The following is a 5902-nucleotide window of genomic DNA, read 5'->3' as shown; positions in this document are numbered from 1 at the left end:
GGCCCGGTGAATGATCACCGGGCCGGGCCCGAGCCGTGCACAGAGCGGGCGACGGGAATCGAACCCGCGTAGCTCTTCCTCGCGCTTCCCCGTTGCCCCTCCGGCTGATCGGGCACGTAAGGGGCACGGGCTGCCCATTGGCCAGAGAACCTGGTGAGCGGGCAAGGCTAGTCTCCTCAGATGGACGAGTCCCCCTGCTTCTGCCTGCTCTGTGCCCCGACCGAATGGGGTGGCCCCGTGTCGGAGGAACGCGATCGTCACATCGCGAAGAACGTCGCGGACTACGGTTGGCACGTCATGGGCGTGGCCGGCGGTGATGCCCCTGGCGACTGGGGGTACTCAATCGGTCTCTGGCACACACTGCGCAGTCCGGAGGTCAGCGTGTTCGGCCTGCCCTCGCAGACCGCGATGAGTGTGGTGAACGCCGCTGGGGCAGCGATCCGGGACGGGAACACACTCGAGCCCGACCAGCGGCGGGGGGACGTCCTCAATGGCCACGACGTGGTGGTCCGGCCCGTGCATCCCAGCTGGTACCACGACTTCTTCGGCGCGGGTATCGACTTCTACCAGACCCCGCCACTGCCGATCACTCAGCTGTTCTGGCCGGACAAGGCTGGTCGATTCCCCTGGGACGAGGGAGTGAACGAGCACTGCCGTGTGAGACAACCACTGCTCTGGGTGCCCAAAGGCGAGACCACCGGCCCTTGGGCGGAGATCAGCTGAGGTCGGTGGAGTCTCAATGGCCGAGTCAAGCGCTGGGCCTTCGCCTGAAGCGCCAGTTGGGAAGACGCGGGTGCCTGCTGGCCTGCGCGAACGGGCACGTGGGCGGAACGAAGATCCGAAACGCATCAGGGCCAGGCTGGAGGATGAACCTCCGACCCGGCCCTGAGCCATCAAGAGCGGGCGACGGGAATCGAACCCGCGTAGCTAGTTTGGAAGACTAGGGCTCTACCATTGAGCTACGCCCGCAAGCTCGCACCGCAGGTCACGAGGGCCGCGGCACGAGAAGCATCGTAGCGGGTCCGGGGCCCTCGCCGCACACCCCGTTTCTGTGCGCCCGTAAAGGTGGCGGTCCACGCTGCCGGGGCATGTACCCTACGGTTCGCACCGACGGGGTGTGGCGCAGCTTGGTAGCGCGTCCGCTTTGGGAGCGGAAGGTCGTCGGTTCGAATCCGGCCACCCCGACCACCAGCAAGATCGCGTTGTGAGGCGCCTCCCGCTTGCCGTTACTATGCAGGCTGTGTGCCCGTGTGTCTGATGTGCCGGGCTCCATCCGCTGAATCGCCGAATCCGGCGCCAGCAGTACCCCAAGATGTCAGCCACCAAGGAGACCGAACCGTGAAGAGCGCCGTGGAGACCCTGAACCCGACCCGGGTTCGGCTCACTGTCGAGGTGCCCTTCGAGGAGCTCAAGGACAGCCTCGACGCGGCGTACAAGAAGATCAACCAGCAGGTCACGGTCAAGGGCTTCCGCAAGGGCAAGATCCCGGCCCGAGTGATCGACCAGCGGTTCGGCCGTGGTGCGGTGCTGGAGGAGGCTGTCAACGACGCCCTTCCCAAGCTCTACACCGAGGCGGTCAACGAGGCCGAGCTGAACCCGCTCGGCCAGCCCGAGGTGGACATCACGGAGCTGAAGGACGGCGAGACGCTGGCCTTCACCGCCGAGGTCGACATCCGCCCCGAGATCCAGATCCCGGACTACTCCGGCATCGAGGTCACGGTCGACGCCGTCGAGGTCACCGACGAGGACGTCGAGAAGTCCGTGGAGCAGCTCCGTGAGCGCTTCGCCTCCACGAACCCGGTCGAGCGCGCCGCCGCCGAGGGCGACGTCGTCACGATCGACCTCGAGGCCAAGGTCGACGGCGAGGTCCTGCCCGACGGTGTCGCCGAGGGTGTCTCCTACACCATCGGTTCCGGCGAGCTCCTCGACGGCATCGACGAGGCCGTCACCGGCCTGGAGGCCGGCGGCGAGGCCACCTTCACCTCCCAGCTGAAGGGCGGCTCCGCCGAGGGCAAGGACGCGGAGGTCACCGTCAAGGTCACCGCCGTCGCCGCCCGTGAGCTCCCCGAGCTCGACGACGACTTCGCCCAGATGGCGAGCGAGTTCGACACCCTCGAGGAGCTGAAGGCCGACAGCCGCAAGCGCCTCGAGAACATGAAGCAGTACGACCAGGCCACCCAGGCCCAGGAGCGCGTCCTCGACGAGCTGCTGAAGCTGGCGGAGGTCCCGATCCCCGAGAAGCTCCTCGAGGACGAGGTCAAGACCCGCAAGCACAACCTTGAGCACCACCAGCTCGGCCAGATGGGCCTCGACCTCGCCAAGTACCTGGAGATCCAGGGCAAGACCGAGGAAGAGTTCGACGCCGAGACCAAGGAGCAGGCGGTCAAGGGCATCAAGACCCAGTTCATCCTGGACGAGCTCGTCAACAAGGAGAAGCTGAACGTCAACCAGGAGGAGCTCACCGAGCACCTCATGCGGCGTGCGCAGTCCTCCGGCATGAGCCCCGACCAGTTCGCCCAGGCCGTCGTCGAGGGCGGCCAGGTGCCGATGCTCGTCGGCGAGGTCGCCCGCGGCAAGGCGCTGGCCGTGGTCGTCGAGGCCGCCAAGGTCGTCGACACCAACGGCGAGGTCGTCGACCTCGAGGACGAAGAGGACGAGGCCGAGGTGACCGAGGCCGCCGCCGAGACGGCCGAGGACGCCGTCGAGGGTGAGACCGGCGAGAAGAACGAGGCCTGAGCCTCGCGCTGACGCCGCTACGGGCTCCGGACGCGACCACGCGCCCGGAGCCCGTATGCGTACCACCGGCCCTCCACAGGTCCGTGCACGGCCTTTCCCGGCCCGTTCGCGGTCTTCCCTCAGGGCCCGCTCAGGGCCTTCGCCGGTGCCCCGCGAGGAGTGTCGACCTTGCGCTCCGAGCGAACAGTTCGGGAAGCGGGATGGCTCTGTCCGACCTGCGCGTTAGGGTCCATGAATACGAGGGCAGGGGAGTCCCCGCCCCCGGTTACGAAGACGCTGAGACGGTCGAAGCCGTCAGAGACGAGCAGGTGGACACGTGACGAATCTGATGCCTTATGCCGCCGGCGAGCCCTCCATCGGTGGTGGCCTCGGCGACCAGGTCTACAGCCGGCTGCTCGGCGAGCGGATCATCTTCCTCGGCCAGCAGGTCGACGACGACATCGCCAACAAGATCACCGCACAGATGCTGCTCCTTGCCGCTGATCCGGACAAGGACATCTACCTCTACATCAACAGCCCCGGCGGTTCGGTGACGGCCGGCATGGCGGTCTACGACACCATGCAGTACATCCCGAACGACGTGGTGACGATCGGCATGGGCATGGCCGCGTCGATGGGCCAGTTCCTGCTCACCGGCGGAGCCGCCGGCAAGCGGTTCGCGCTGCCCAACACCGACATCCTCATGCACCAGGGTTCTGCCGGCCTCGGCGGCACCGCCTCGGACATCAAGATCCAGGCCGAGTACCTGCTCCGTACGAAGAAGCGGATGGCGGAGATCACCGCCCAGCACTCCGGTCAGACCGTCGAGACGATCATCCGCGACGGTGACCGCGACCGCTGGTTCACCGCCGACGAGGCCAAGGACTACGGCCTCATCGACGAGATCATCTCCGCCGCCTCGGGCGTCCCGGGCGGCGGCGGCACCGGCGCCTGAGCGCCTGCCGCACCGAGCCCCCGCCCGCCGAACGCCACCAGGATGGTGAACACCCACATGAGCAACTTCCCCGGCATCCCCGGTCTGTCCGGAAACTCCGGCGCCTCCGCGAGCGGCCTCTACACGGGCCCCGCGGTGGACAACCGCTATGTCGTGCCGCGCTTCGTCGAGCGCACTTCGCAGGGCGTGCGCGAGTACGACCCGTACGCGAAGCTCTTCGAGGAGCGCGTGATCTTCCTCGGCGTGCAGATCGACGACGCGTCCGCCAACGACGTGATGGCGCAGCTGCTGTGCCTGGAGTCGATGGACCCCGACCGTGACATCTCGATCTACATCAACAGCCCCGGTGGGTCCTTCACCGCGCTGACCGCGATCTACGACACGATGCAGTTCGTGAAGCCGGACATCCAGACGGTGTGCATGGGCCAGGCGGCCTCCGCCGCGGCCGTGCTGCTCGCCGCCGGTACGCCCGGCAAGCGGATGGCCCTGCCGCACGCCCGTGTGCTGATCCACCAGCCGTCCTCGCAGACCGGCCGCGAGCAGCTCTCCGACCTGGAGATCGCGGCCAACGAGATCCTTCGTATGCGTGAGCAGCTGGAGGAGATGCTGGCCAAGCACTCCACGACGCCGATCGAGAAGATCCGCGACGACATCGAGCGCGACAAGATCCTCACGGCCGACGGCGCTCTCGCCTACGGCCTGGTGGACCAGATCGTCTCGACCCGTAAGAGCACGGCCGCAGCGGCCGCCTGACCGATCCGGCGCCCTTGGCGCGGTACACGACAATGTGTGAACCGCGCCAAGGGGGGCCCGTACGGGGGGCTCGGCAAGGTACCGTCGAATATGAGGCACCAGGAGCCGGCTGAACCAAGCCGCTCCCAGGCGAAGGGGAAGCACCTCGTGGCACGCATCGGTGATGGCGGCGACCTGCTCAAGTGCTCGTTCTGCGGAAAGAGCCAGAAGCAGGTGAAGAAGCTCATCGCAGGCCCCGGTGTGTACATCTGCGACGAGTGCATCGACCTCTGCAACGAGATCATCGAGGAGGAGCTCGCAGAGACCTCCGAGGTGCGGTGGGAGGAACTTCCCAAGCCGCGCGAGATCTATGAGTTCCTCGAGGGATACGTCGTCGGGCAGGAGCCCGCGAAGAAGGCCCTCTCGGTCGCGGTGTACAACCACTACAAGCGCGTCCAGGCGGGCGAGAACGGTGGCGCGCAGGGCCGGGACGACGCGATCGAGCTCGCCAAGTCCAACATCCTGCTGCTGGGCCCCACGGGCTCCGGCAAGACGCTGCTCGCCCAGACGCTCGCCCGCATGCTCAACGTCCCGTTCGCCATCGCGGACGCGACCGCGCTGACGGAGGCGGGCTATGTCGGCGAGGACGTGGAGAACATCCTGCTCAAGCTGATCCAGGCGGCCGACTACGACGTCAAGAAGGCCGAGACCGGGATCATCTACATCGACGAGATCGACAAGGTCGCCCGTAAGAGCGAAAACCCGTCGATCACGCGTGACGTCTCCGGCGAGGGCGTCCAGCAGGCCCTGCTCAAGATCCTGGAAGGCACCACGGCCTCCGTGCCCCCGCAGGGCGGCCGCAAGCACCCGCACCAGGAGTTCATCCAGATCGACACGACGAACGTGCTCTTCATCGTGGGCGGCGCCTTCGCCGGCCTCGAGAAGATCATCGAGTCGCGTGCGGGAGCGAAGGGCATCGGCTTCGGCGCCACGATCCGCTCCAAGCGCGAGATCGAGGCGAGCGACCAGTTCCAGGAGGTCATGCCGGAGGACCTGGTCAAGTTCGGCATGATCCCCGAGTTCATCGGCCGTCTGCCCGTCATCACCTCGGTCCACAACCTGGACCGCGAGGCGCTGCTGAAGATCCTCGTCGAGCCGCGCAACGCACTGGTCAAGCAGTATCAGCGCCTCTTCGAACTCGACGGCGTCGAGCTGGACTTCGACCTCCCCGCCCTCGAGGCCATCGCCGACCAGGCGATCCTCCGCGGCACCGGCGCGCGCGGTCTGCGCGCCATCATGGAGGAGGTCCTCCAGTCGGTGATGTACGAGGTCCCGTCCCGCAAGGACGTGGCCCGCGTCGTCATCACCCGCGACGTCGTCCGCAACAACGTCAACCCGACGCTGGTCCCGCGCATCGTCAAGGACGAGGGCAACGGCCGTCACGAGAAGAGCGCGTAGCGCCTTCGTTCCTGAACGCCGAAGGGGCGCCCGGTCGTTGAC

At 67.1% G+C, this 5902-nt stretch carries 5 protein-coding genes and 2 tRNA genes; 6 read left to right on the top strand and 1 reads right to left on the bottom strand.

Going from position 1 to position 5902, the window contains the following annotated elements:
* Positions 1-180: 180 nt before the first annotated feature.
* Positions 181-723: a DUF4262 domain-containing protein gene (locus ACWGH4_RS29695; RefSeq protein ID WP_453466356.1), complete on the top strand. Its 543-nt coding sequence runs from the start codon at positions 181-183 to the stop codon at positions 721-723.
* 175 nt (positions 724-898) lie between these two features.
* Here the strand turns inward: ACWGH4_RS29695 and ACWGH4_RS29690 are convergent.
* Positions 899-969: transfer RNA gene (locus tag ACWGH4_RS29690), tRNA-Gly, on the bottom strand.
* 142 nt (positions 970-1111) lie between these two features.
* On the opposite strand from ACWGH4_RS29690, the gene ACWGH4_RS29685 reads away from it, so the two are divergent.
* The 5 genes from ACWGH4_RS29685 (at position 1112) to clpX (ending at position 5860) form a co-directional block, all read left to right on the top strand.
* Positions 1112-1188 (top strand) — tRNA-Pro (locus ACWGH4_RS29685).
* A gap of 150 nt (positions 1189-1338) precedes the next feature.
* Positions 1339-2736, top strand: a complete 1398-nt coding sequence (gene tig / locus ACWGH4_RS29680) for a trigger factor (RefSeq protein WP_453466354.1) — start codon at positions 1339-1341, stop codon at positions 2734-2736.
* 328 nt (positions 2737-3064) lie between these two features.
* The gene (locus tag ACWGH4_RS29675) at positions 3065-3670 is read left to right on the top strand and encodes an ATP-dependent Clp protease proteolytic subunit (RefSeq protein WP_441263171.1); all 606 of its coding nucleotides are present in this window, start codon (positions 3065-3067) and stop codon (positions 3668-3670) included.
* A gap of 42 nt (positions 3671-3712) precedes the next feature.
* Positions 3713-4423 carry an ATP-dependent Clp protease proteolytic subunit gene (locus ACWGH4_RS29670; protein ID WP_441263006.1) on the top strand — a complete coding sequence of 237 codons (711 nt, stop codon included), beginning with the start codon at positions 3713-3715 and terminating at the stop codon, positions 4421-4423.
* Between the two features lie 147 nt (positions 4424-4570).
* Entirely contained in the window at positions 4571-5860 is a 1290-nt protein-coding gene (gene clpX, locus ACWGH4_RS29665) for an ATP-dependent Clp protease ATP-binding subunit ClpX (protein ID WP_441263005.1), read from the top strand.
* Positions 5861-5902 lie beyond the last annotated feature (42 nt).

Source organism: Streptomyces sp. NPDC054847, assembly GCF_053610925.1.
Note: the sequence above shows the minus strand (reverse complement) of the source record. Positions and strands in the feature narration are given on the sequence as shown.

Coding starts and splice junctions, on each gene's coding strand:
- ACWGH4_RS29695 (WP_453466356.1), top strand. CDS start 181: ATGGACGAGTCCCCCTGCTTCTGCCTGCTCTGTGCCCCGACCGAATGG.
- ACWGH4_RS29675 (WP_441263171.1), top strand. CDS start 3,065: ATGCCTTATGCCGCCGGCGAGCCCTCCATCGGTGGTGGCCTCGGCGAC.
- ACWGH4_RS29670 (WP_441263006.1), top strand. CDS start 3,713: ATGGTGAACACCCACATGAGCAACTTCCCCGGCATCCCCGGTCTGTCC.